This is a genomic window from Kitasatospora sp. NPDC002965 (genome assembly GCF_040611255.1).
In the GTDB taxonomy this organism is placed as follows: Bacteria; Actinomycetota; Actinomycetes; order Streptomycetales; family Streptomycetaceae; genus Kitasatospora.
Genome location: NZ_JBEXNT010000029.1, coordinates 1 through 22,048, shown reverse-complemented (window position 1 = coordinate 22,048; position 22,048 = coordinate 1). Strand labels below are relative to the sequence as shown.

Annotated in this window: 14 protein-coding genes, 1 tRNA gene, 1 pseudogene and 1 riboswitch; of the genes and pseudogenes, 10 read left to right on the top strand and 6 right to left on the bottom strand. The window is 74.8% G+C overall.

From position 1 onward, the window contains the following. Nucleotides 1–158: 158 nt before the first annotated feature. The 4 genes from ABZY91_RS14750 to ABZY91_RS14735 form a co-directional block, all read right to left on the bottom strand. On the bottom strand, nucleotides 159–1,145 hold the full coding sequence (locus ABZY91_RS14750) for a DUF5926 family protein (protein WP_329884908.1): 987 nt from the start codon (nucleotides 1,143–1,145) through the stop codon (nucleotides 159–161). Between the two features lie 192 nt (nucleotides 1,146–1,337). Then, complete coding sequence (locus ABZY91_RS14745; RefSeq protein WP_355402499.1) at nucleotides 1,338–1,967, bottom strand: ATP-binding protein; 630 nt, start codon at nucleotides 1,965–1,967, stop codon at nucleotides 1,338–1,340. A gap of 327 nt (nucleotides 1,968–2,294) precedes the next feature. Beyond that, nucleotides 2,295–3,119, bottom strand: a complete 825-nt coding sequence (locus ABZY91_RS14740; RefSeq protein ID WP_355402497.1) for a glycerophosphodiester phosphodiesterase family protein — start codon at nucleotides 3,117–3,119, stop codon at nucleotides 2,295–2,297. A 132-nt stretch (nucleotides 3,120–3,251) separates the two neighbouring features. Next, nucleotides 3,252–4,604: a cytosine permease gene (locus tag ABZY91_RS14735; RefSeq protein WP_355402495.1), complete on the bottom strand. Its 1,353-nt coding sequence runs from the start codon at nucleotides 4,602–4,604 to the stop codon at nucleotides 3,252–3,254. Nucleotides 4,605–4,770: 166 nt separating this feature from the next. After that, nucleotides 4,771–4,918: riboswitch (TPP riboswitch) on the bottom strand. A 306-nt stretch (nucleotides 4,919–5,224) separates the two neighbouring features. On the opposite strand from ABZY91_RS14735, the gene ABZY91_RS14730 reads away from it, so the two are divergent. The 8 genes from ABZY91_RS14730 to ABZY91_RS14695 all read left to right on the top strand — a co-directional run bounded on the left by ABZY91_RS14730 (nucleotide 5,225) and on the right by ABZY91_RS14695 (nucleotide 14,547). After that, on the top strand, nucleotides 5,225–6,976 hold the full coding sequence (locus ABZY91_RS14730; RefSeq protein WP_355402494.1) for a trypsin-like peptidase domain-containing protein: 1,752 nt from the start codon (nucleotides 5,225–5,227) through the stop codon (nucleotides 6,974–6,976). Nucleotides 6,977–7,040: 64 nt separating this feature from the next. Continuing rightward, nucleotides 7,041–7,128: transfer RNA gene (locus ABZY91_RS14725), tRNA-Ser, on the top strand. 221 nt (nucleotides 7,129–7,349) lie between these two features. Then, nucleotides 7,350–8,465, top strand: a complete 1,116-nt coding sequence (locus ABZY91_RS14720; RefSeq protein WP_355402492.1) for a peptidoglycan-binding protein — start codon at nucleotides 7,350–7,352, stop codon at nucleotides 8,463–8,465. Between the two features lie 116 nt (nucleotides 8,466–8,581). After that, complete coding sequence (locus ABZY91_RS14715) at nucleotides 8,582–9,415, top strand: MerR family transcriptional regulator (protein WP_355402490.1); 834 nt, start codon at nucleotides 8,582–8,584, stop codon at nucleotides 9,413–9,415. Between the two features lie 60 nt (nucleotides 9,416–9,475). After that, nucleotides 9,476–10,888, top strand: coding sequence for an MFS transporter (locus ABZY91_RS14710; RefSeq protein WP_355402488.1), 1,413 nt, complete (start codon nucleotides 9,476–9,478; stop codon nucleotides 10,886–10,888). 286 nt (nucleotides 10,889–11,174) lie between these two features. Next, nucleotides 11,175–12,539, top strand: a complete 1,365-nt coding sequence (locus ABZY91_RS14705; protein ID WP_355402486.1) for an FAD-linked oxidase C-terminal domain-containing protein — start codon at nucleotides 11,175–11,177, stop codon at nucleotides 12,537–12,539. Between the two features lie 419 nt (nucleotides 12,540–12,958). Next, entirely contained in the window at nucleotides 12,959–13,288 is a 330-nt protein-coding gene (locus ABZY91_RS14700) for a hypothetical protein (RefSeq protein ID WP_355402484.1), read from the top strand. A 416-nt stretch (nucleotides 13,289–13,704) separates the two neighbouring features. Next, on the top strand, nucleotides 13,705–14,547 hold the full coding sequence (locus ABZY91_RS14695; RefSeq protein ID WP_355402482.1) for a pyridoxal 5'-phosphate synthase: 843 nt from the start codon (nucleotides 13,705–13,707) through the stop codon (nucleotides 14,545–14,547). A 221-nt stretch (nucleotides 14,548–14,768) separates the two neighbouring features. Here the strand turns inward: ABZY91_RS14695 and ABZY91_RS14690 are convergent, their stop codons facing one another. Further along, on the bottom strand, nucleotides 14,769–15,842 hold the full coding sequence (locus ABZY91_RS14690) for an EamA family transporter (RefSeq protein ID WP_355402480.1): 1,074 nt from the start codon (nucleotides 15,840–15,842) through the stop codon (nucleotides 14,769–14,771). A 152-nt stretch (nucleotides 15,843–15,994) separates the two neighbouring features. Here ABZY91_RS14690 and ABZY91_RS14685 point away from each other — a divergent pair, with 152 nt between their 5' ends. After that, nucleotides 15,995–16,873 (top strand): DUF1906 domain-containing protein, encoded by an 879-nt coding sequence (locus tag ABZY91_RS14685; protein WP_355402478.1) that lies wholly within the window; start codon nucleotides 15,995–15,997, stop codon nucleotides 16,871–16,873. Nucleotides 16,874–17,482: 609 nt separating this feature from the next. Then, nucleotides 17,483–19,144 carry a long-chain fatty acid--CoA ligase gene (locus ABZY91_RS14680; RefSeq protein ID WP_355402476.1) on the top strand — a complete coding sequence of 554 codons (1,662 nt, stop codon included), beginning with the start codon at nucleotides 17,483–17,485 and terminating at the stop codon, nucleotides 19,142–19,144. Nucleotides 19,145–19,292: 148 nt separating this feature from the next. Here ABZY91_RS14680 and ABZY91_RS14675 read toward each other — a convergent pair. Next, nucleotides 19,293–22,048, bottom strand: a pseudogene (locus ABZY91_RS14675) (PAS domain S-box protein); the annotation flags it as partial.

Sequence of the window (22,048 nt, the reverse complement as noted above, 5' to 3'; positions counted from 1 at the left end):
GGGATGCACCAGCGACCGGACTCTTTAGACAGTAACAAGGATCTGCGCCCGCGCCAATTTCCAAGACGCCCTCGCAGCCCGGAAATTGCGGGTCGCGGCGAACAATGTGACGCGTATCACGTGGATCTCCGCGCGCCCCGTCCGCCTTCCGTGCGCCTTTAGTTCAGGGTGACCTGACGGTTCACCAGGTTGGCGCGGGCGCGCCGCTCCTCGGCGGTCAGCGGGGACGGGTCGGCCAGCGTCTCGGCGAGGCGCTCGGCGAACTCGGCGGCAGGCTTCTCGCAGTCGGCCGCGGTCATCGACAGCGGCAGGTCCCAGACCGGGACGGTCAGGCCGTGCGCGCGGAACGAGCCGACCAGGCGGGTGTCCTGACCGAGCGAGGACCGGTCGGCGGCGGTCAGCCGGGCCAGTGCGTCCAGCAGCTGCTCCTCCGGCACGGTCATCACCCAGCGCAGGTGGTTCTTGTCCGGGGTGCCGCACCAGTAGGCGGAGTCGACGCCGGCGAGCTTCTCGGTCGGGATCGCCGAGGCGTTGGCACGCTCCAGGGAGGCGGCCACCTCGCCGGTGGCCGTCTCGGCGTCCTCCAGCCAGAACTCGAAGCCGGTGTGCACGGCGGGCTCGAAGGGGGCGTCCGCGTCGAGCAGGTCCTGCAGCCGGGGGCCGCCCGGGACGGTCCGGCGGGACGGCACGGGGGTGCCGGGCTCGGCGGCGAGCGCCAGCTCCAGCGCGTCGGCCAGGTCACGGCTCAGGTCGCCGGAGCCCGACTGGGTCTGCAGGCCCAGCAGGATCGAGCCGTCCTGGCGGCGCAGGGCCGGCCAGGCCAGCGGCAGGACGGTCGCCAGCGTCACCGACGGCACCTCGCCGTTGGCGGTGGCGGCCACGCCGGCGGCGAGCGTCAGCGGGACGGTCGCGGCCGGTACCAGCTCGCGCAGCGCCACCCAGTCGGCCTCGCCCGACAGGCCCTCGAACGGGCGGTGCACCAGCTCCTGCACCGCGTGCGAGGCCTCGCGGCCGTGACAGGCCTTGTAGCGGCGGCCCGAACCGCAGGGGCAGTTCTCGCGGGCCCCGACCACGGGGATCTCGCCCGTGACGGCGGGGGTGGACTGGCTGCGCTGCGGCGCCTTCTTGGCGGCCTTCTTGCCCATGGTGCGGCTCTCCCGGGGAGGTGGTGGTGTGCTCCGGGCAGCCTACTGACGTTCTCCGGGCGCGTGGGCGCACGCCGGGGTGCGGGGGCGCCCGTCCGCCCGGTCCGGGGCCGCGCCCGGCGTCCGGGCGGTGCGCGGGACCGTGTTCACGCGCCGTGCGGGACGATGCTCAGGCGCCGTGCGGGACGGAGCTCAGGCGCTGCGGGGTGTGCCGCCGGTCCGCCTGGCGTGGCGGGCCCGGGCGGGCAGGGCCGCCCACACCGTCACCTCGCCGGGCGCGTCGCGCACGCCCCAGTCGCTGGCCAGCTGGTCCACGATGCCCAGCCCGCGGCCGCCGTGCGAGGTGAGTGAGGGGCTGGCCGGTGACGGACGGGTCTGTGCCCCGCCGTCGGTGACCTCCAGCGTGAGCACACCGTCGGCGTGCATCTGCCAGCGGACCAGGACGCCGCCGTCCTCCTCGCCGCCGCCCGTGCCTGCGTGCCCGACGTTGCCGTGCCCGACGTTGCCGTGCCCGGCGGCTCCGCCGGTGGGCCCGGTACCGCCGCCGTGGCCGCCCGGTGCGGGGGAGCGGTCCTCGCCCGAACCGGCGGTCCGGGACGGTACGCCGACCAGCCGCGGCTCGACGATCTCGGCCCGGGCGCCGCGCCCGAGGGCGGGCAGCGGGCCGAGCGGTCGCGCGTAACGACACGCGTTGCTCAGCAGTTCCGAAAGGATCAGAACAGCATCATCGATGACCGGTTCCGGTATCTGCCGGTCACCCAGATCTCGACGCAGCCGGCGCCGCGCGGCCCCGACGCTCGCTGGGCCGTGCGGCACTGCCATGGTCGATGAAGTCGGCACTTCACGCGCCACCATCAACGCCACCCCCGGACCTCCTTCAGCGTATGCCGAGGGATGGATGCCCCTTGGCAATACGTCGGAAACGACCGGACGGCGATCCTGCACGGACATTTCAAGCCGGGCGACGGACGGTACGCGGCAGGTGATTCGATGCTCACCCTGCGTCGTGAAAGTGCCGTAATTGCGTCAGAAATCGCCGTCGGAAGGTTTGAGCCCCTACCAAGACGATCAACCGGTCCAGGTGGTTGAACGGTTCACCGCACCGTCCGGTCGGGTGGGGCCGGGTATTTCCGCGGGCGGTGGGGCGCGTCACCGACCGAGCTGGGCCAGCACCTCCGCCGGGCGGTTGGTGATGATCGCGGACACCCCGAGTTCCAGGCAGAGCTCGACGTCGGCCGGTTCGTCCACGGTCCAGACGTGCACCTGGTGGCCCAGCTCGCGCAGCCTGGTCACCAGCCCCGGCCGGGCCCGCACCAGCTCGATGCCCGGCCCGGCGATCCGCGCGCCGCCCGGCAGCGGCGCACCCGGGCGCAGCCGTCCGCGCAGTGCCAGGCCGCGTTCGAACAGGAACACCCGCGGGTACTCCGGTGCGGCCGCGCCCACCCGGGCCAGCGCCAACGAGGAGAAGCTCATGATCCGGGCCCGGGACCGGCCGCTCTCCCCGGCGCCGCCGATTCCGAAGCGGTCCAGCGTCCGCAGCAGCTCGGACTCCACCCGGCCGCGGAACCGGACCGGGTGCTTGGTCTCGATGGCGAGGTCCACCGGGCGCCCGCAGTCGGTCACCAGCTCCAGCAGGCTCTCCAGCCGCAGCACGCCGCGCAGCTCCGGGTCGTCGCTGGGGCGGCCGGTCTTCCACGCGCCGAAGTCGTGCGCCTCCAGCTCGGCCAGCGTCATCGCGGAGACGGTGCCCCGGCCGTCCGAGACCCGGCCGATCCGGCGGTCGTGCACGCAGACCAGCTGCCCGTCGGCGGTCACCCGGACGTCGCACTCGAGCGCGTCCGCGCCCTCGGAGAGCGCCCGGCGGTAGGCGGCGAGCGTGTGCTCGGGCAGGGCGTGCGAGGAACCGCGGTGGGCGATCACCTGGACGGGCGGCGCGGTGCGCGCCGTCGCGGGCGAGAGGTCTGGGCTGGTCACACCGTCCACGATAGGCCGCGGAAGTGACACGAAAGCGAAGACGGCCCCAACCTGCGGGGCCGTCTTCGGGTGTGGAGGTGAGCGCGGGCGAGCGCGCCGTTCCGGGTGCGCGTCAGCGCCCGACGGTGCGGGTCAGCGCCCGACGGTGCCGGGGGCGCCCGCGCCGTCCGTCGTGCCCGGGGCGCTGCTCCGGGAGAGCGGGGTGAGCGCCCAGGTGACCAGGGCCGGCACCAGGAAGCCGAGCAGCGAGGCCGAGGTCCACTCCTGCGGGGTGAAGTGCAGCGCCTCCTGGGCAGAGGTCCAGAAGTCGGTCCACCAGGTGGCGATCGCGGTCGGTGCGATCAGCTGGTAGGTGGCGAAGCCGAGGGCCCACGGCAGCAGCATCAGCCAGCGGGACGGCGCGTCGGCGGAGAGGTTCCAGCCGCGCCTGCCGGCGCCGAGGAAGTAGTCGACCACGAGCACCGCGAACATCGGCACGAAGATCGAGCCGATCAGGCCCAGGAAGGCGTAGTACGAGTCGGTGAACTCGGTGATCTGCAGGGCCAGCACGGTGATGAGCACCCCGGTGCCCCCGGTCAGCACCCGGCGGTCGACCTTCGGCAGCAGGTTGTGGATCGACATCGCGGTCGAGTACACGTTGGCGAACGACTGGTCGGTCTCGCGGAGCACCAGCACCAGCAGGAACAGCCAGCCGGCCCAGACGCCGAGGAAGGAGTCGAAGATCCGGGTGGCGTCCCCGTCCGCCTGGAGCAGCGCGAACAGACCGAGCACGTAGCACCAGACCTGCGCCACGGTGTAGCCGGAGAAGCTGCCCCAGAACGCCGAGCGCGGGGTGCGCGAGTGCCGGGTGTAGTCGGCGGCCAGCGGCACGAAGGAGATCGACACCGCGATCATCGCGTCGGTCGCCTTCAGGAAGCCGTGCCAGTTGCCCGCGCCCGGGTCGGACACGCCGTTGCGGCCCAGCTGGACGGTGAAGTACACCATCGCGACCGCCACCGCCGCGGCGACGAAGCGGCGCAGCACCGCGATCGCGCCGAGCGGCCAGATGGTCAGCGCGGTGGTGACGGCGCCGGCCAGCACGACGAAGACCCAGCGGTAGCCGCCGGTGCCGACGACGGTCTGCGCGCCCATCGCGATCACCAGCAGCTCGTACACGCCCCAGCCGATGCACTGGACGATGTTGAGCACCGTCGGCACGTACGAGAGCCGGGTCCCGAACAGCCCGCGCAGGTTCGCCATGGCGGGCGCGCCGGTGCGGGCGCCGATCAACGCGGCCACCCCGAGCATCGCGGTGCCGACCACGGTGCCGGCCACGATCGCCGTCACGGCGGCGGCCAGCGACAGCTCGCTGCCCGGCGCTCCGAGCACGGTGGCGGCGGTGGTGAAGCCGATGAGCGAGACGCCGAGGTTCATCCAGAGCGCGAAGTGGTCGCGGAAGCGGAGCGTGCGCGGCGGCTCGGTGTCCAGCACCAGCGGCGCCTCCACACGGGCTCCGTCCGGTGCCGCGGGGCGGTCCAGGACGGCGGCACCGGCGGCACCGGCGGGACGGCCGGAATCGGCCGCCCGGGAACCGGGGACGGTGCCCCCGGCGTCCCCGGAGGGGGGCAGACCCTTGGACGCGGGCGTGCCCGAGGACGAGGATGGCGAAGCAGGCGGCATGGCCGATACTCCCTACGCCGGCATTACCCGGACAGGTTCCGGCGGTCTGCGCCCCCTCGACGCCCGCCCGCGGATTCCGTGGCGTACGGTCGACCGGCGCACTCTCAGCCTGGTGGGTCCAAGCTCCCGCGTGTCAGTTTTGAGCGACAGGCTAACCGGCACGGCGGAGAACGCCAAGGCCAGGGGGCCGGAGGCCGGGGCCGACGGAGTGCGGCAGGGGCGCGGCGGGGGTGCGGCAGGAACGTGGCGGGAGTGCGGTGGGGGTACGAAGGGGCTGTGGCCCGGGCGCGGAGCCGGCGCGCAGGGGGCCCGCGGGGCCGGATGTTCCGGGGTTTGTCTGGACGGCCTAAGGATTCTTATGACTTCTTCAGAAGCCTCCTTACGGCAATCGAATCGAGTGTGCGAAAAACTATGGTTGTTGGTCCTGTCAGCTATGGAGGTCGTCCGTGAGCACCGAGCGCGAGGTTGGGTCCACCGGGCCGCAGGGGGAGCAGCCCTCCGGCGGCCAGGGGGTGGTGGTTCCCGGTCCTGACGGTCCGGCGCAGCAGTCTGCGGCCGTCCCCTCCCCCGTAGCGACGCCCGCTGCCGAACGGTCCCCGTCCGATCAGGCCGCTCCGGCCGCCGACGGCGGCAACGGCGGCAACGGCGGGTTCACGCCCACGCTGGCGTTCAGCAAGGTCAGCGCCCCGGAGCCGGCGCCGGCCGCCCCGGCGCCGGCCGCCGACGCGGGGTACCTCGACGCCCCGCCGCCGGTCCTGCCGCCCGCGCCGGCCGCCCCGGTGGCACCGGCCCCGGTCGCGCCCACCGCGCCGGTCGGCAACCCGTACGCCACGCCGGCTCCCGGCACGCCGGTCCCGCCGGCCGCCCTCGCCGCCCACGACCCGTACGGCGCCCCGGCCGCGCCGCAGGGCCACGGCGCGACCGGCCAGCACCACCCGTTCGGCGCCGGCCAGCCGCTCGGCGGCTGGGCCGCGCACGACATCACCCCGGGCGGCCCGGGCGCGCCCGGCGGCCCCGGCGGCCCGCTCGGCTACCCGTCCGAGTACCCCGGCGCCCCCACGCCCGGCGGCCCGCGCAAGAAGCGCGGCGGCCTGATCGCCCTGGTCGCGGCCGTCGCCCTGGTCGCGGGCATCGCCGGCGGCGCGGTCGGCGTCGTCGTCGCGGACCGTGACGACAAGAGCGTCAGCGCCGCGGCCGACCGCACCAGCACCACCGTCCAGGCCAACAACTCCCAGAAGAACGAGGCCGCCCCGGGTTCGGTGGCCGGCATCGCGCAGAAGGCGCTGCCCAGCGTCGTCACCATCAAGGCGCAGGGCAACGGCGAGTCGGGCACCGGCACCGGCTTCGTCTTCGACACCGAGGGCCACATCCTCACCAACAACCACGTGGTCGCGCCCGCGTCCAGCGGCGGCAAACTGACCGTCAAGTTCGCCGACGGCTCGTCCTACAACGCGTCCGTGCTCGGCCGCGCCGAGGGCTACGACGTCGCCGTCATCAAGCTCGACAGCCCGCCCAAGGGCAAGCTGACGCCGCTTCCGCTGGCCGACTCCGACAAGGTCAACGTCGGCGACTCCACCATCGCCATCGGCGCCCCGTACGGCCTGGAGTCCACGGTCACCACCGGCATCATCAGCGCCAAGGACCGCCCGGTCGCCTCCGGCGACGAGACCGGCGCCCAGTCCTCCTACATGAACGCCCTGCAGACCGACGCCTCCATCAACCCCGGCAACTCCGGCGGTCCGCTGCTCGACTCCGGCGGCGCGGTGATCGGCATCAACTCGGCGATCCAGTCCAACGCCTCCAGCAACGGCCGGGCCGGCTCCATCGGCCTGGGCTTCGCGATCCCGGTCAACCAGGCCAAGTGGGTCGCCGAGACCCTGATCAAGACCGGCAAGCCGGTGTACGCGAAGCTCGACGTCCTGCGCAACGACGACTACAAGGGCGACGGCGCCCAGATCCAGACCCGCGACATCCAGGGCACCCCGGCCGTCACCCCCGGCGGCGCCGCCGACAAGGCCGGCCTCAAGCCGGGCGACGTCATCACCAAGCTCGGCGGCAGCCCGATCGAGAACGGTCCCGCCCTGGTCAGCAAGATCTGGACGCACAAGCCCGGCGAGACCGTCGACGTCGAGTACACCCGCAACGGCCAGACCCTGAACACCAAGGTCACCCTCGCCGAGCGCGTCGGCGACAACTGACCCCACCCCGCCCCGAAACCCGGTGCACCGAAGCCCGCCGGACCCGTTAGGCTGACCTCCGCCTGGAGAGCTGCCCGAGCGGCCTAAGGGAACAGTCTTGAAAACTGTCGTGCGGTGACCCCGTACCGTGGGTTCGAATCCCACGCTCTCCGCTGGTTGGAGAAAACCACCTGCTCAAGGCGGGTGCCGGAAGCTTCCGGCACCCGCCTTCGGTGTTTTCGGGGGTGGGGGGAGGTGGGGCCCGGGGGATCGGAGTTGTCCCGGTTTCACCTGAACGGGGGGTTTGGGGCAGAGGTGTCCTCGTGTGGGGGTGTGCGTCTCGTTTAGCCGGATGCAAGGGGCGGACTGCCCTGGGCCTGGCGAGGAGAGACGGATGGCCTGGTACCCCGGTGCGGAGAAGATGGAGCTCCAGCCCGAGTCGGACGAGCAGGCGGCGATCACGCCGACGCAGGTGATCTTCCACAGTGTGGCGGCGCCGTGGACGCCGCGGCGGATGTACGAGTACTGGCGGGACTCGACCAACCTGGAGTCGCACTTCGGGGTGGGGTACGACGGCTCGGTCGGTCAGTTCGTCGGCACCGAGACCCGCGCCGACGCCAACATGCGCGCCAACCGCCGGGCCGACGGCACCGGGGCGGTGAGCATCGAGTCGGCGAGTGACGACCGGAGCACCGACCCGTGGACGGACGCGCAGGTGAGGGCGCTGATCGCGCTCGGGGTCTGGCTGCACCAGCGGCACGACATCCCGCTACGGGCCTGCCTGTCCTCGGACGCCGCCGGGTTCGGGGTGCACCGGATGTTCCCGGAGTGGTCGGACGGCGGGACGGCCTGCCCGGGGGAGGTCCGGGCGCGACAGTTCCGCGAGGTCGTGCTGCCCGGCATCGTGGCGGAGGCGGGCGGCGGGGCGCCGGTGCCCCCGCCGCGGGCCGATTCCGCCGGCCCGGCCCGGTACCGGGTGACCCTCAACGGCCTGGAGTACGGCTACGGGGCGCACGGGCCGCACGTCCTGGAGGTGGGCCAGACGCTGGTCCGGCAGGGCTTCGGACGGCACTACCAGTCCGGGCCGGACCAGGACTGGCGGGACGCCGACACCCTCAACTACCAGGATTTCCAGCACAGTCTGGGCCTGTCGGGGCCCGACGCGGACGGGGTCCCGGGCGAGGGGTCGCTGCGCAGGCTGCTCGGCCGGCTGCCCTCGCCGCGGCGCGTCTCGCTGGCCCACGTCGTGGCGGCGGCGCGTACCGATCCGGGGGCCGAGCAGGGCCACCAGACGTACGGCGGCGAGGTCCGGATCGTCGAACAGGCGCTGGCCGACGAGGGGTTCCTGGAGCAGCGCTGGGTGGACGGCTCGCTCGGCACCCGGTCGGTGCAGGCGTACGCGGCGTTCCAGCGCAGCCTCGGCTACTCGGGCGGTGACGCGAACGGGATCCCCGGGCAGCGGAGCCTGCAGGCACTGGGGGACCGGCGGGGGTTCGACGTCACGGACTGAGCGGCGGGGACGGTCCGGACACGACGACGGCGAGAGGGCGACCGGGAGGAGTGCAGGGAGGGCGGAGTCCCGCTGCTTGACCATGACACGGTGTGAGGGTCTGCACTGGAGGCATCATGTTCAACATCGGAGACTTCGCCAAGCACGGCCGGGTGTCGGTCCGCATGCTGCGCCACTACGACGCGATCGGGCTGCTACGCCCGGCCCGGGTCGACCCGGTCAGTGGCTACCGCTGTTACGAGGCGGCCCAACTCGCCCGGCTCAACCGCGTCATCGCCCTCAAGGACCTCGGCTTCACGCTGCAGCAGGTGCGGGCCGTCCTGGACGAGGAGGTGGGCGCGGCCGAGCTGCGCGGGATGCTGCGGCTGCGGCGGGCCGAGCTCGCCGCAGCGATGGCGGCGGACGCGGAGCGGCTGACCCGGGTCGAGGCGAGGCTCCGGACGATCGAGAGCGAGGGGACCATGTCCACGCACGATGTCGTGGTGAAGCGCGTGCCGTCGGTGCGGGTGGCCGAGTTGACGGCGGTCGCGGCGAGCTACGAGCCGGAGGACGTCGGGCCGGTGGTCGGGCCGCTGTTCGCGGAGCTCTGCGGCAGGCTGGCGGCGGCCGGAGTGGCGGAGACAGGACCGTCCGTCGCCTGCTACGAGGACCTCCCGGACGGGGACGGGGCGGCGGTGCTGGTACGGGTGGCCGTGCCGGTCGGGGCCTCGGTGGAGCCGGGTGGGGAGCACGGCTTCGCTGTGGTCGACCTGCCGGAGATCGAGGAGGCGGTGACCGTGGTGCACCGCGGTTCGATGGACGACACGCTGGGTTCCTTCCAGGCGCTGGCGCGGTTCATCGACGAGAACGGGTACCGCTCGGCCGGGTACGCGCGGGAGCTCTACCTGGAGTGCCCGGACGACCCGGCCGGTTGGGTGACCGAGCTCCAGGAGCCGGTGGGCCGGGCGTAGGCGCCGCATCGGTCGGAGCGCTTGCCCTCAAGCCGGTCGAGGGTCCTAGCGTCGGCCGGCATGACGATCACCGGTGCGACCGCGCCCGACGGAGCCGGCAGCCCGGGTAGCCCGAGCGGATCCGACGACCGGGGCGGGTCCGACGACACGAGCCGCCCGGGCCTGCCGGGGTCCTACCTGCTCTGGCTGGCCGGTGCCCAGGTCGGGGCGTTGGGCGACGCCGCCCTGTACTTCGCCCTGGGCTGGGCCGCGGCCGCGCACGGCGGCGGCGCGGCCGGCCTGGTGCTCACGGCGATCACCGTGTCGCGCACGGTCCTGGTCCTGCTGGGCGGTGCGGTCGCCGACCGGTGGGGCGCACGCCGGGTGATGCTCACCGGGGACGCGGTGATGCTGGCCGCGACGCTCACCCTGGCCGTGGCGGCGGGCGGTCGGGGCACACCGCTCCGGCTGCTGGTCGTGGCGGCCGTGGTGGTCGGGGTGGTCGACGCGTTCTACCTTCCGGCGAGCGGGTCGATGCCGCGCCGGCTGGTGGAGCCCGGGCAACTGCCCCGCGCTCTGGCGTTGCGTCAGGCCGCTGGTCAGGTGGCCGCGTTGCTCGGGGCGCCGATCGGCGGGGCGTTGGTCGCGGTGGGCGGGCTGCCGGTGGCGGCCCTGGCGGACGCGGTGAGCTTCGCGGTCCTCCTGCTGGTGCTGCTGCGGGTGCGGGTCAGAGGGGACGCGGAGGTGGCTCCGGCGGCCCCGGAGGCGGCCCCGGCGAAGGGCGGGGCGGGGGAGCGTGTGGCGGAGGCAGCCGGCGTCGTGCCCGGGCTGCTACGTGAGGCGGCCGCAGGGGTGCGGTCGGCGGAGGGGGACCGGCTGCTGCGGGCGGCGCTGCTGCTCACCGGGGCGGCGGCGGGGGTCCTGTTGCCGGTGGGCTCGCTGCTCGTGCCGCTGCTGGCGCGGGAGCGCGGGTGGGGTGCCGGTGCGGCCGGCCTGGTGGCGGGCGGGCAGGGCGCGGGGGTGCTCGCCGTGGCGGTCCTGCTGTCGCTGCGCGGCGGTCGGGGCCGGGGTGGTTCGCGTCGGAGGCCGGGGAGGGCCGTGTCCGGGGCGAGGTCCGGGGTCGGGCCGGGGGCTGTGGCGGGGGTCGGGCTCGGTGCGGCGGCCCTGGGTGTCGCGGTGCTGGCCTGGGCGCCGGACCCCGGGGTGGCCGCGCTGGGCGGGGTGGTGACGGGGGTGGGGTCGGGACTGTTCGCCGGCCGGCTCGGCCCGCTCGTCCTGGCCGCCGCACCGGTCGGCCACCTGTCCAGGGTGCAGGCACTGCTGACGCTCGTGCAGAGCGCGGCGCTGGTGGTCTCGACCGGTCTTCTCGGCCTGCTCGCCGACGCGGCCGGCGCCCGGGTGCCGACGGTGCTCTGTGCGTCGGCCACCGCCGCGGCAGGGCTCGCCGCGCTGGGCTCCAGGGCGCTGCGGCCGTCCGGCCGCCCTGAGCGGTAGCCGGTAGCCGGTAGCCGGCCGCTTGGGAGCCTGGGCGCTTGGGTGCTTGGGTGCGTGCGGGTGGGGCGCGGAGCTGCGTACTTGCCGGGTGGCCGGGCGCCGGGCAGAGTGCGAGAGCCGGACGCGGTCGGAGGGCCGGTCCGGAGCGGTGGCCCGTGGTGCTGCCCCTGCCCCGCACGGCACGAGCACGACGGCGGCGAGGGAGGCCGGGGCGCCGGCACGTTGACGGAGCGACACAGCGGCGGCACCGGTGCGGCAGGCCCGGGCCGCGCGGGCGGAGGCGGCGATGAGTGATCTGACGGACCGGCTGGCAGAGGGTCTCCCTCCCGGAGCGCTGGCGGTGGACCCGGATGTGACGGCCGCCTACAGCCGCGACATGGCGGGGTTCTGCGAGGCCGGTGTCCCGGCCGTGGTGGTCTTCCCGGAGACGGTCGAGCAGGTGCAGCACGTCATGCGGACCGCCACGGCCCTTCGTGTCCCGGTGGTCCCGCAGGGGGCGCGGACGGGGCTCTCCGGCGCGGCCAACGCCGTGGACGGCTGCATCGTGCTGTCGATGGTGAGGATGAACCGGATCCTGGAGCTCGATCCCGTGAACCGGATCGCGGTGGTCGAGCCCGGTGTGGTGAACGCCGAGCTCTCCCGGGCGGCGGCCGAGTCGGGGCTCGCCTATCCGCCCGACCCGTCGAGCTGGGAGTCCTGCACGATCGGCGGCAACATCGGCACCGGCGCGGGCGGGCTGTGCTGCGTGAAGTACGGCGTGACGAGCGAGTACGTGCTCGGGCTCGACGTGGTGCTGGCGGACGGGCGGTTGCTGACCACGGGGCGCCGGACGGCCAAGGGCGTCGCCGGCTACGACCTGACCCGGCTGCTGGTCGGCTCGGAGGGCACGCTGGGCGTGGTGGTCCGGGCGGTGGTGGCGCTGCGGCCGGCACCCGAGCCGCAGTTGGCGTTGGCGGCGGAGTTCCCGAGCGCGGCCGCGGCGTGTGAAGCGGTCTGCGAGGTGATGGCGCGCGGTTTCACGCCGTCGCTGATGGAGCTGATGGACGCGGTGTCGGTCCGGGCGGTCAACGAGCTGGGGCAGATGGGACTTCCGGAGTCGACCCGGGCGCTGCTGCTGGTGGCCTTCGACGGTCCGGACCGGGTGGACCGCCTGGCCGCCGTGGGGGATCTCTGCCGGGCCGCGGGGGCGACCGAGGTGGTGCCGGCCGACGACCAGGCGGAGTCGGAGATGCTGCTGGAGGCCCGCCGCCTTGCGCTGCCCGCGCTGGACCGGCTGGGCACCACGATGATCGACGACGTGGCGGTGCCGCGTTCACGGTTGGCCGAGATGCTGGCCGGCGTCGCGGTGATCGCCGAGCGGCACGGGCTGACCATCGGGGTGGTGAGCCACGCGGGGGACGGGAACACCCACCCGATCGTCATCTTCGACGCGGCGGACGCCGAGCAGACGGCGCGGGCGCAGCGGTCCTTCGACGAGATCATGGCGCTCGGGCTGGAGCTGGGCGGCACGATCACCGGGGAGCACGGGGTCGGGCTGCTCAAGCGCGAGTGGCTGGCGCGGGAGCTCGGTCCGGTGGCGTGGGAGCTGCAGCGGCAGCTGAAGGCGGTCTTCGACCCGTTGGGCATTCTCAACCCCGGTAAAGCGATCTGATCGGATTCCCGGCCGATCGGTGAATCACCGGATTGTCAGACTGTCGCAGAATGGCTCACTATGTCGACACGGTAGCGCGACCGAACTTTCAGGGGGCGCGTTCAGGGATGTTTCGCGCCAGGGTTGTGCGCCGGGTTCTCCGTGTGCTGCTCGTCGCGCCGCCCCTGGAGCTTCGATCGTGTCCGACCGTTCGGGCGATACGGCAGGTCGGTGGCGGTGTGTCGGCGCGCTTTCCGTTTGGGCCCGGGTTATGCACCGGGCTGCTGGATATCACGCTAAAGGGCGAAAAGCCTGCCGTGAGGTAGTGCTTTGTCGATTTGTTGCGGAAGTCTTTCCCTCGGCGTCGCAGCCCGCAGGTGTTCGTCTGGCCGGCGAACTCCCGCACACATTGCACGATTTACCGTTTCTTGGAGGCTCTCATGGCTCGCATCCGTACCCGCAAGGTGGCCGGTCTTCTGGTGGCGGCCCCGCTCGCGGCGGGACTGCTCCTCGCCGGGGCCGGTGCCGCCGCCGCCGACAACGGCGCGCTCGCCAACGACGGGTCCAACAGCGGGGTGGTGTCCAACATCGGGACCGGCAACATCTTCGGCTCGGTCGACGGCAACTACGTTTCGAACCAGCAGACGGCCACCGGGGCCGGGGCCTCGAACCAGGCCAACACCCTCGCGGTGAAGGACAACTCGGGGGCCATCCTGGCCGGCCAGTCCAACAAGAACTTCAACGTCGTCTTCGCCCCGATCTTCAACTGAGCGCCGATGGACCGTGAACCATCGCCGGCGGGGGCGCCGGAGGTGGGTGGTCGTGGGTGAGCTGAGCATCCGCGGCGGGGTTCGAGGCAGACAGTGAAGTGAATCGAAGCGAAGCGGTCGGAAAAGATCGCGAGATGCGTAACCGGGTAGCGGAAAGGGTCACCGCGAACCGGTCCTGTGGGCGGCACCGCACGTCGGTGCCGCCCACGGGCGCGTCCGGACCGGTGCGTCGAGCACTCGGCCCGCCCCTGTGCCCGGGACGGCGTCCCGGAGGGAGCCCTCATTCCAGGGCCCGCGCCCGGGTTCGTCACCGTGCGGCGGTACGGTTGCGCTCCGACAGCGCACCCCGCGCGCCCGGGCCCCGGTGGCCCGCCCGTTGCGGGACTGCGGCAGCGGCAACCGGAAGGAAGGGCGCGATGGCAGCGGAGGAGGAGGGCCTGACCGGTCCGGGCGGGACCAGGCCGGTACCGGGCCCGGAGTCGGGCCGCGGGCAGAACCCGCAGCCGGCCCCGGAGGCGGCCTCGCAGCCGGCCTCGCAGCCGGTCCAGGGCCCGGCCGCGGCGCCGGGGACGGAACACCGGCCCGAGCCCAGGTCCGTGCCCGAGCTGCTGCTCGGCCGTCCGCCGATGACCCGCCCGCTGCCGACCTTCGACGCCGAGGCGGCCCCGGCCGAGCCCGGCCCGCTGTTCGTCGACTGGCTCGCGACCGCGCTCGACGCGGGGGTGCTGGACCCGCAGGTGGTCACGCTCTCCACCGTGGACGCCGACGGCATGCCGGACGCCCGGGTCCTGGTGCTGCGCGACATCGACGCCGCCGGCACCGGCTGGGTCTTCTCCGCCGCCGCGGACAGCCCGAAGGGCCGCCAGCTCGGCGACCACCCGGCCGCCGCGATCACCGTGTACTGGCCGCAGCTGGGCCGCCAGGTGCGGGTCCGCGGCACCGTCGAGCGGGCTGCGGACCAGGTCGCGGCAGCCGAGTTCGCGACGCGGTCCCCGGCCGCCCGGATCGGCGCGCTGGTCGGTCGCCAGAGCGAGCCGCTGGCCTCGCCGGCCGAGTACGAGGAGGCGGTGGCGGTCGCCCGTCGCCGGCTGGAGGCCACCCCGGACGCGGTCGCCGCGGGGCACACGGTCTACACGCTCTGGGCGCACGAGGTGGAGTTCTGGCAGGGCCACGCGGAGCGCCACCACGTCCGCCTCCGCTACACGCGGACCGGGCCGGTGCGGACACCGGAGTGGTCCCGCACCCTGCTCTGGCCGTAGCGCCCCGTCGCCGTAAGGCCGTGGCGCCGCGATGCCTCAGGGCCGCAACGCCGTGAGGCCGTGAGGCGTGAGGCCGTAGGGAACGGGCCGGGGCGCGCACCGAGTGGTACGCGCCCCGGGCCCGCCGGCCGTGTCCCCGCTGGCCGTGTTCCCGCCGGCCGTTCCGTCGTCGACAGGTCCGTCGTCGGCAGGTCCGACCAAGCCGGTCCAAGCAGGCCGGTTCAGCGCCGGCCGGTCAGTGTGGCCCCGACGCTCGCGGCCACCACGCAACCGATCCCGGCCAGCTGCGACGCACCCAGCAGCTGCCCCAGCACCACCAGCCCGACCAGCGCGCTGACCGCCGGCTCCAGGCTCACCAGCACGCTGAACACCCGCTGCGGCATCCTCCGCAGTGCCGTCATCTCCAGCGCGTACGGGATCACCGGCAGCAGCAGCGACACCCCGGCGACCGCGAGCAGCAGCATCAGCGGCGAGGCCCCCGGTTCGGTCAGACCGTCCCAGGCCTCGCCGAGCCCGAACGGCGCGACCACCAGCGCGCCGACCGTCATCGAGACGGCCAGCCCCTGGAACCCCTGGAACGCGGCCCCGACCTTGTCGGTGAACAGGATGTACGCGGCGTAGCAGGCGGCCGCGCCGAACGCGTACATCAGACCGACCGGGTCGAGCCCCGACCCGCTCCCGTCCCCGCCCTCGCCGAGCAGGGTCAGCAGCGCCACCCCGCCGGCCGCGAGCAGCGCCCAGAGCAGGTGGCTGGCACGGCGGGCGAAGAACAGCGCCACCGCGAGCGGGCCGAGGAACTCGATCGTCGCGGCGGTGCCCATGGGCAGGCGGTCGATCGCCCCGGCGAACAGCAGGGTCATCCCTGCGGAGGCCATGCCGAGCAGTCCGGCGGCGGCCAGGTCGCGCGGGTGGCGCCCGCGCAGCTGCGGCCGGGTGACGGCGAGCAGGACGACCGCCGCGAAGCTGAGCCGGAGGAAGGTCGTACCGCTCACCCCGAGCGGACCGAAGAGCGGCTTGGAGAGTGCGATCCCGGTCTGCACCAGGAACATCGCGGTCAGACAGAGGAGCGGCGCCGGGATCCGCTCCGGGCGCCGCAGGAAGTTCGGGAACCGTCGGCCGGACGGTCGGCCGGGTCGTGCGTCCGGCGGCAGCCCGTCTCCGGGGGCGTCGCCTCGTCGCCGGCCACCGCGCTCGCCGACGGGATCGCCCACGGGGGCGGGCGGCATGGCAAGGACCTCGGCGACGGCTGCGGCCGACGGCGGGGCGGCGGTTCCGGTGGGGTTGGGCGTGGGCATGCTGGCGAGTTTGCCGTAAGGAGCCACTGGGCAGCAAGCTCGTTACAAAAATCGGGACGGATACGGACGGGTGCGTCCGAAAGGGTGAGCTTCCAGGGCGCGTGCGGCGCGGCAGCCGCCCGTGCCCGACGGTCCGTCAGTATCAAGGCGGCGTGCGCTATCTCCGCCCTGCGGCCATCGCCGCCGCCTCCCTCGTCCTCCTGCTGGCCGCCGGCGGGCCGGGCGCGAGCGCCGACGAGGCCGCTCCGGCGGCCGCCGCCGTCCCCCGCATCCGCCCCACCGTCCTCCCCGACCGGTTCGGGCCGCCGGCCCTCCGCACCCGGGACCTCTACGCCGGTGCCGCCTTCGACGCCTGCACCGCGCCGCCGCTGGAGACCCTGCGGGCCTGGCGCGACAGCTCGCCGTACGGCGCGCTCGGCATCTACACCAGCGGCGGGCAGCGCGGCTGCACCCAGCCGAGGCTCACCGCGGACTGGGTCCGGCAGGCCCGCGAGATGGGCTGGCGGTTCCTGCCCGTGCACGTCGGCCTGCAGGCGCCGTGCAGCGAGCTCAAGCGCAAGCCGAAGCGGATCGACCCGGCCCGGGCCGTCCAGCAGGGCCGGGAGGAGGCGGCCGAGGCGGTCGCGGGACTCCGGGCGGTCGGGATCGGCGAGGGCAGCCCGGTCTTCCTGGACATCGAGGCGTACCCGATGCGCGACCCGGCCTGCGGTCAGGGCGTCGTCGACTTCACCCTCGGCTGGACCGAGGGCCTGCACACGGCGGGGTTCCGGTCCGGCTTCTATTCCAGCCTCGACTCCGGCATCGCCGATCTCGCGGCCGCCGCCCGCGCCGGTAGCTCCCCGCTGCCCGACACCCTCTGGTACGCGCGCTGGGACGACCACGCCGACACCGTCGGCGGCGGACCGCTCACCTCCGACCTCTGGGCCGACCACCAGCGCGTCCACCAGTACCGCGGCAACGTCGAGGAGACGTACGGCGGCGCGACGCTCATCGTCGACCGCAACCAGGTCGACGCCCCGTTGGCCGGCTGACCGGCCGGCAGTCGCGCCGCGCCCGGGTCGGACAGCGGCCCGACGGCAGCGGCCCGACGGCAACGGTCGACGGCAACGGCCCGACCCGTGCCGCCGCCCGGCAAGGCCCGTCGGCGGTCGGCGGTCGGCGGACCGCCCCCCGCTCACTCCCGCAGCGTGAGCGCCAACCACCCCTGCCCGTGGCAGTAGCGGCAGGTCTCCGGGATGTACCCCGTCCCGGTCCGGTCCGCCCGGACCCCGACCCGCGCCTGCGTCCGCACCCCGCCCGAGCAGCACGGGCACGGCACCCGAAATTCCGCCGGCCCCCGTCCCACCCGTCGTTCGCCACGTCCGTCACCCATGCCCCCAGTATCCCGCCCGCCCCGCGCGCGCCACCGGGCCTTCCGGACTGTGGTACCGGGCCGACCGCCCGGGCGGCGCGGCGACCGGTCGGGCGGGACCGGGACGAAGTCGTGATCGGGGCAACGGGGTCGGGATACTGACATCGGGCAGGCGGCGGGGCACAATCGGGCTCGGCTGCCCGCGTTACCGCCCAGTAGCCGGCCCGGTGGCCGGGGCGGTTCTCAGGGGCAGCAGCCGCCGCAGTGCCGCCCAGGTCGAGGAGGACCCGTGTTCAGCACGATGCAGGACGTACCGCTCACCGTCGCCAGGATTCTTGAGCACGGGTCGACCATCCACGGGCGTTCGACCGTCACCACCTGGGACGGGACCGGTCCGGTGGTCCGGACTTACGCGGAGGTGGGGGCGCGGGCCGCGCAGCTGGCGTGCGCGCTGCGGGACGAGCTCGGCGTGACGGCGGACGACCGGGTCGCGACGCTGATGTGGAACAACGCGGAGCACTTGGAGGCCTACCTGGCGGTGCCGGCGATGGGCGCGGTGCTGCACACGCTCAACCTGCGGCTGCCGGCGAACCAGCTGTCGTTCATCATCAACCACGCCGCCGACCGGGTCGTCCTCGTCAACGGCACCGTCCTGCCGCTGCTGGCCGCGGTCCTCCCGGACCTCAACCCGACGCTCAGGCACATCGTGGTCAGCGGGCCCGGCGACCGGTCCGTGCTGGACGGCTTCGCGGGCACCGTGCACGAGTACGAGGACCTGATCGCGGACCGGCCGTCCTCCTACCCCTGGCTGACGGACATCGACGAGCGCCGGGCTGCCGTGCTCTGCTACACCTCCGGCACCACAGGTGACCCGAAGGGCGTGCTCTACAGCCACCGCTCGGTCTACCTGCACTGTCTCCAGGTGAACACCGGGGACAACTTCGCCTTCACCCCCCGCGACGTCGCGCTGCCGGTGGTCCCGATGTTCCACGTCAACGCGTGGGGTATCCCGCACGCCGCCTTCATGTCCGGCGCGAGCCTGCTCATGCCGGACCGGTTCCTCCAGCCCCGGCCGATGGCCGAGATGATCGCCGCGGTGCGACCCACCGTCAGCGCCGCCGTGCCCACCATCTGGAGCGGCCTGCTGGACGAGCTGGACGCGGGGGACTACGACACCTCCAGCCTGCGCATGGTGGTCATCGGCGGCTCGGCCTGTCCGCCGGCGCTGATGGAGGGCTACGAGGAGCGCCACGGCATCCGGGTCGTGCATGCCTGGGGCATGACCGAGACCTCGCCGCTCGGCTCCTTCGCCCAGCCGCCCGGCGGCCTCACGCCGGAGGAGGAGTGGCCGTACCGGGTCACCCAGGGCGTCTTCCCGGCCTCCGTCGAGGCGCGGCTGATCGGTCCCGGCGGAGAGCGGATGCCGCACGACGGCGCCTCGGCGGGCGAGCTGGAGGTGCGCGGCCCGTGGATCGCGGGTGCGTACTACGGGGGCGCGGACAGCGACCCGGAGCGCCCGGACGACAAGTTCTCCGAGGACGGCTGGCTGCGCACCGGTGACGTCGGCACCATCACCCCCGACGGCTACCTCACGCTCACGGACCGGGCCAAGGACGTGATCAAGTCCGGCGGCGAGTGGATCTCCTCGGTGGACCTGGAGAACCACCTGATGGCCCACCCCGAGGTCGCCGAGGCCGCCGTGGTGGCAGTCCCGGACGAGAAGTGGGGCGAGCGGCCGCTGGCGACGGTGGTCCTCCGCCCGGGTGCCACGGCCGGTCTCCGGGAGTTGCGGGCGTTCCTGGCCGGGCGGATCGCCTCCTGGCAGTTGCCCGAGCGCTGGGCGATCGTCGAGACGGTGCCGAAGACCTCGGTCGGCAAGTTCGACAAGAAGGTGATCCGCGCCGACTACGCGGCGGAGCGGCTGGACGTCACCCTGCTCGGCAAGGAGTAGGGGACGGCGGGCGCGACGAACGGCGAGGGCCGGCCACTCCCGGGAACGGGGTGGCCGGCCCTCGCCGTTCCCGGCGGCGGGCGGACCCGGCGGGCGGACCCGGCGAGCGGACCCGGCGAGCGGCTCTGACGAGCGGACCCCGCGGGGGTCAGCCCGCGGCCGCGACGCCCGCCTCGCCCATGGCGCCGATCCGTCCGAGCAGGTCGACGATCCGGGACTGGACGTCGTCGCTGGTGGAGCGCTCGGCGAGGAACAGCACCGTCTCACCGGTGCGCAGCCGGGGCAGCTCGCGGGGGTCGAGGTCGACCGAGGTGTAGACGACCAGCGGGGTCCGGTGCAGCCGGTCGTTGGTGCGCAGCCAGTCGAGCAGGCCGACCCGGCGGCGGCGGATCTGGAACAGGTCCATCACCACCAGGTTGGGCTGCACGCTGCTGGCCCGGGCGACGGCGTCGTTCTCGTCCACCGCGTGCTCGACGTGCATGCCGCGCCGTTCCAGGCTCCCGATCATGGCGGCGGCGATGTCCGGGTCGCCCTCGACCAGCAGGACGCGGGGGGCGTGGTTCTCGCCGTCGCGCGGGGCGAGGGCGCGCAGCAGGACGGCCGGGTCGGCGCCGTACGCGGCGTCGCGGGTGGCCTGGCCGAGGCCGGCGGTGACCACGACCGGGACCCGGCTGTTGAGCGCCGCCGTGCGCAGCGACTGCAGCGCGGTGCGGGTGATCGGGCCGGTCAGCGGGTCGACGAAGAGCGCGGCGGGGAAGCCGGAGACCTGGGCGTCGACCTCCTCGCGGGAGCGGACGATCACCGGTCGGTAGCCGCGGTCCTGGAGCGCCTGGCGGGTGGCCGGGTCGGGTTCGGGCCAGACGAGCAGGCGGCGCGGCCCGCCGTCGGCGCCCGGGGCGGGCATCGACGTGTACGCGGCCTCGTCCTGGGCGGTCGGTGCGGCGGGCAGTTCGGCCATCACCCGCGGGGCCGGCCGGTTCGCGGCGACGGGTTGCGGTGCGTCGGGGGCGATGGCGACCGGGCCGAGCGGAGTGGCGCCGGGCGCGCCGAGCGGGCGCGGCGGGGCCAGCTCGCCGAGTCCGGTGCCGACCGGGAGGGGGCTGTCCTCCCGCTGGTCGCCGGGGGCGGACGGGCCGGACGGGGACGCGGAGGGGAGCGCGGGCAGCGCGGACGGTGCCGGCGGGGCGCCGTCCGGCGTGCCGGGCGTCTCGGCGCCGGGGCCGGGCGGGACGGCCAGGCGGCGGCGCCGGCCGGTGGGCGCGGCGGCCGGTTCGGGCTGTGCGGGCGCGGGGCCGGCGGGCAGGGCGTGCTCCAGGCCCGGGTAGAGAGGGGAGTCGGCGACGCCGGGCAGGGCGAACCCGCCGGAGGAGTCCTCGGCGCCCGGCAGTGCCCGGCGCCGACGGGACGGCTTGGGCTCCTGGCCGGTGTCGCCCTCCGGGGCGTTGGCGGCGGTGGCGTCGGTGGGTGCGCCGTCGGCGCCGGCCTCGGCCGCACCGGTGCCCGGGCCGAGGGCGAAGGGGCCGCGGGGGCCGGCGTCGCCGCCGGTGTCCCGGCCCGGGCCGCCGTCGCCCCGCGGGCCGGTCTGCCGCTCTGGGTGCTGTCCGGCGTTCTGTTCGGCGCGCTGGTCGAGGTGCCCGGTCTCGACCGGTACCGCGTACGCCGTGCCGGAGCGGCCGTCGTCCTTGCCCCACGGGTCGCTCTCGGGGCCGGCCGGGCCGCCGAGGCCCTGCCGCCCGTACGCGGGGTCGTTGCCGGTGCCGTTCCACTGCTCGGGGACGGCCCGCTCGATTCGTGCCGGGGCGTTCGGCCACTGGTCGGCGGGTACGGCCGGATCGACGGGGCCGGGGGCGGCCTGGGGTCCGCCGGGCGCGGCGCCGTGGTTCACGGACGGGTCGGCCGACGGGTCGGCGCCCCGGTCGGACGGCCCGGAGGCGTGTCCGGGGGACGGCCGGTCCGCGGCCGGGTCCAGCGGAGCCTCCTCGACCGCGGGTCGGCCGCGGCGGCCACGGCGTTCGGCGGTCGGCTCCTCGGCCGGGGCACCTTCGGCGGCGGCCCGCTCAGGTCCGGAGAGTCCGGAGAGTCCGGAGAGTCCGGCAGGTCCGGCGGGCCCGGTGCTCCCGGAGGGGACGGAAGCGGTGGAAGGATCGGAAGGCCCGGTCGCCCCGGCCGGACCGGCGGCCGTGGCCGGCCCGCCCTCGGACCCGGCGGCCGGCTCGGCGGCCGACGCGGTCGGCTCCTCACTACGCGCGGTGGGCAGTTCCGGGATGCCCGGCAGGTCCGGCAGGACGGCGCTGTCGCTCTCCTTGGGCCGGTCCGAGCGGCCCTCGGCACCCGCGCGCTCGGCGGCTGCCTTCGCCGCGGCCGGGTCCAGCGGAAGCTCGACGACGTACGTGGTGCCGGCGCGGCCCGGAAGCTCGTGGGGCTGGAGCACCCCGCCGTGGCGCTCGACCACCGCGCGGGCTATCGGCAGGTGGACGGGGCTGCCGCCGCGGCCGGGGCCGCGGATCTCCACCCGGGCGACCTCGCCGCGCTGGGCGGCCGCGAGCACGACCATCGGCGCGTCCCCGCCGCCGGCGGGCAGCGCGGTCCCGCCGGCCGGGTTGAGTCCGGGCGCGGTCAGGCCGGGGGAGGGGAGGGCGGGTTCGGCGTCCAGCGAGAGGCCGACGCCGCTGACGTCGGCGACCAGGTGGGCCAGGGCCTGGGCGAGCCGCTGCTCGTCGGCGATCACCTCGACGGCGGCGGCGTGCACGGAGAACCGCACCCGGCCGGCACCGACCAGTTCGCCGGCGTGCTCGACCGCCCGGCGGACCACCTTGTCCAGGGCGACCGGCACGCGCTCGGCGGCCTTCTTCCCCGCCTTGTCGTCCGGCTTGCCCTCGGTGGACGAGCCCGGGCCGTCGAAGC